This window comes from Polaromonas sp. P1_E1_2 (genome assembly GCF_056406035.1).
In genome coordinates, this window is sequence record NZ_JBFUAZ010000639.1 from 1 (window position 1) to 2,388 (window position 2,388).

Sequence of the window (2,388 nt, forward strand, 5' to 3'; positions counted from 1 at the left end):
GTGTTCCATCACATGCCGCCCGAAACCCGGTTGTACAACATCATCACCGAGCAGGGCTGCGGCCTGTTTGTGGAAGGCTTTCTGGCCTTTAGCCCTTGCCAGCAGGGCCCGGTGCAACTGGCTGCGCCTTGGCAAGCCCTGGCGGTTGATGCCGCGGCGGCCAGCTTTATAGCGCAGGTCAGCACCGCTGAGGCTTGAACACAAGCTGCACTACAAGGTTTAAACAACATCAAAAGCGCCTGCAGCGGCTTGCAGGCGCTTTTTCTTTGGCGAATGGCGATGCCACGGCGTCAAAAGCCTGCTCACTAACCCTCCGAAGGCTAAACACCCCCCCAAAACCGTGGATATATTGCTTGTCAGGTCAGGAAACCTGCGGAATTCCGAGGTCCCGGCAAGTGTTCATGTTTGCAATCAAACTGGAGTTAAAAATGGGTGGAATTACCAAAGGTGGTCTTTTTGTTGGCAAAGACGAGTCATACATCCCGAGCAGGAAAGCCCAGGACGACGTGAACGAAGGCTGGTCGGTGACGAAGCGGCCTTATCGCTCAGCGCAGCAGGGCCAGACGGGCCAGGAAGAGATCGTTCCCGCTTCGTGCGACTCCTGCACTGCCTCCTGCTTTGTGGCCGGCAATCGCGTACTGATGGCCGACGGCTCCAGCAAGCCGGTGGAAGACGTCGCAGTGGGTGACCTGGTGATGACGAACCTGGGCCCCCGCAAGGTGGCCGCGCTGGAGCAGCCGGTGCTGGGCATGTCGCGCAARATCATCGAGCTGCGCGGCCTGGGCGACCAGTGCCTGATCATGTCGGACGAGCACCCGCTGTGGGTCAGCCGCACGCAAGACGGTGTGGCCTCCGAAGGCTGGGGTACGTTCAACCTGAACCATTACCTGTACGAAAAACGCAACGCGGTCAGCCCCGAGATGCCGCCGGCCGTCCCCCTGGCGATYGACCTGCCCGAGCAGTTTGCGCATGTGTCGGGCTGGGTGCATGCGCGCCCGGTGTTCCATCACATGCCGCCCGAAACCCGGTTGTACAACATCATCACCGAGCAGGGCTGCGGCCTGTTTGTGGAAGGCTTTCTGGCCTTTAGCCCTTGCCAGCAGGGCCCGGTGCAACTGGCTGCGCCTTGGCAAGCCTTGGCGGTTGATGCGGCTGCGGCCAGCTTTGTTGACCAGGTGAGTACCATTGCCGCGTGAGCGAAAAGGTAAATCACCAGAAACCAACTCAGTTCGACGCCGGAATCGCGCCCGTGCTGGCAGGCGCCGCCTTGATTCAGGGCGGTGTTTTAACGCTACGGGCCAAAGATGAAGAGCTGACCATCAAGGCGCCTGCAAAATTCTTGCGGGCGCTTTTTCATTGGTGCGACGGCAGCAAAACACGGGCAGAACTGGCAAGCATGGCCGAAACCAAATGGCCAGCCTCGCGGTTTGGTGGCTTTATGGACGCCATGCTGGAGGCGGGCGTGCTGGTGGACCATCGGTTTGTGGCGGATAGGCTGCTTCAGGAAAGGCGGATGCAGCGGCCCTACCAGAAAGCGGCCCCAGGCGGGTTCGAAGTGTCCTTGCCGCAGGGCGGAGATATTGAACTGGCGGTGCCTCGCCATTCGGGCGCCGCAGAGGCCGGCCCGGCCGGGGTGCTGTCTCTTGGCGCATTGGCCAACCTGCTGGCCGTAGCGCCGCAGGCAGAGGGCCCGGCTGGTTTGCGTTTTGTAGTTTTCTTCCGCGAAAACCTGGGCGTTGTTGAGGCTGGCACTTATGAAGTGCATTGGGCCGCGGCCGGAGCCTTTCTCCGGCCGTTTGGCAAGGCCGCTACCGCTGTGTCATACGAGGCATTTCCCAATCTCTACGACTTCTTTCGCAGCCAGGCGCTGCTGGCCATTTTTGCTGAAAGCAACCTTCCGGACTGCCCGCTGGATGTAGCTCTGGTGACTGGCGGGGCGGCTCTGCAAAGGCTGGCTTCTGCGGCTACCGCCAGCGGTATCGCGCATGTGGAGGCCGGGGCCGCCTATGGGCAGGCGGTGAGTGCACTGTGCGGGCCAGACAAGCACTTATTCATCGCCGCCACATTCCTCGGCGGCGTGCCACCACGTCATGGAGGCATCGGGAACCCCGCTTTGCTCAAGCCGATGGTCAGGATTATCGACCGTGGCGAAGCCGGTGGAGACTATCTGGCGGCGGCCCAGGTTGAGCGCGATGGCGGCGCCAACCTGACAGGCTGGGGGCGTTCCGTTGATGTCAAGGTGGCATGTGCCAAGGCACTGTCGGAGGCGGTCGAGCGTCATGCCTACCGCGAGCCGCCCGCCGGGTTATTGCTCAAAAAAGGCTGTGAGCTTGCCGGCAAGCTCAACCCCACCGAACTGATCCGGTTCTCGGAGAGGCAATACCGTGA

At 61.5% G+C, this 2,388-nt stretch carries 3 protein-coding genes; all 3 read left to right on the plus strand.

Annotation, left to right across the window (positions count from 1 at the left end):
• A partial coding sequence (locus AC1D1P_RS21105; RefSeq protein ID WP_477674308.1) for a hypothetical protein occupies nt 1–198 on the plus strand: 198 nt, incomplete at its 5' end.
• 203 nt (nt 199–401) lie between these two features.
• Nucleotides 402–1,196, plus strand: a complete 795-nt coding sequence (locus AC1D1P_RS21110) for a Hint domain-containing homing endonuclease (RefSeq protein WP_477674309.1) — start codon at nt 402–404, stop codon at nt 1,194–1,196.
• The coding region (locus tag AC1D1P_RS21115) for a hypothetical protein (RefSeq protein WP_477674310.1) at nt 1,193–2,388 on the plus strand (1,196 nt) is incomplete at its 3' end. The genes AC1D1P_RS21110 and AC1D1P_RS21115, both read left to right, overlap by 4 nt.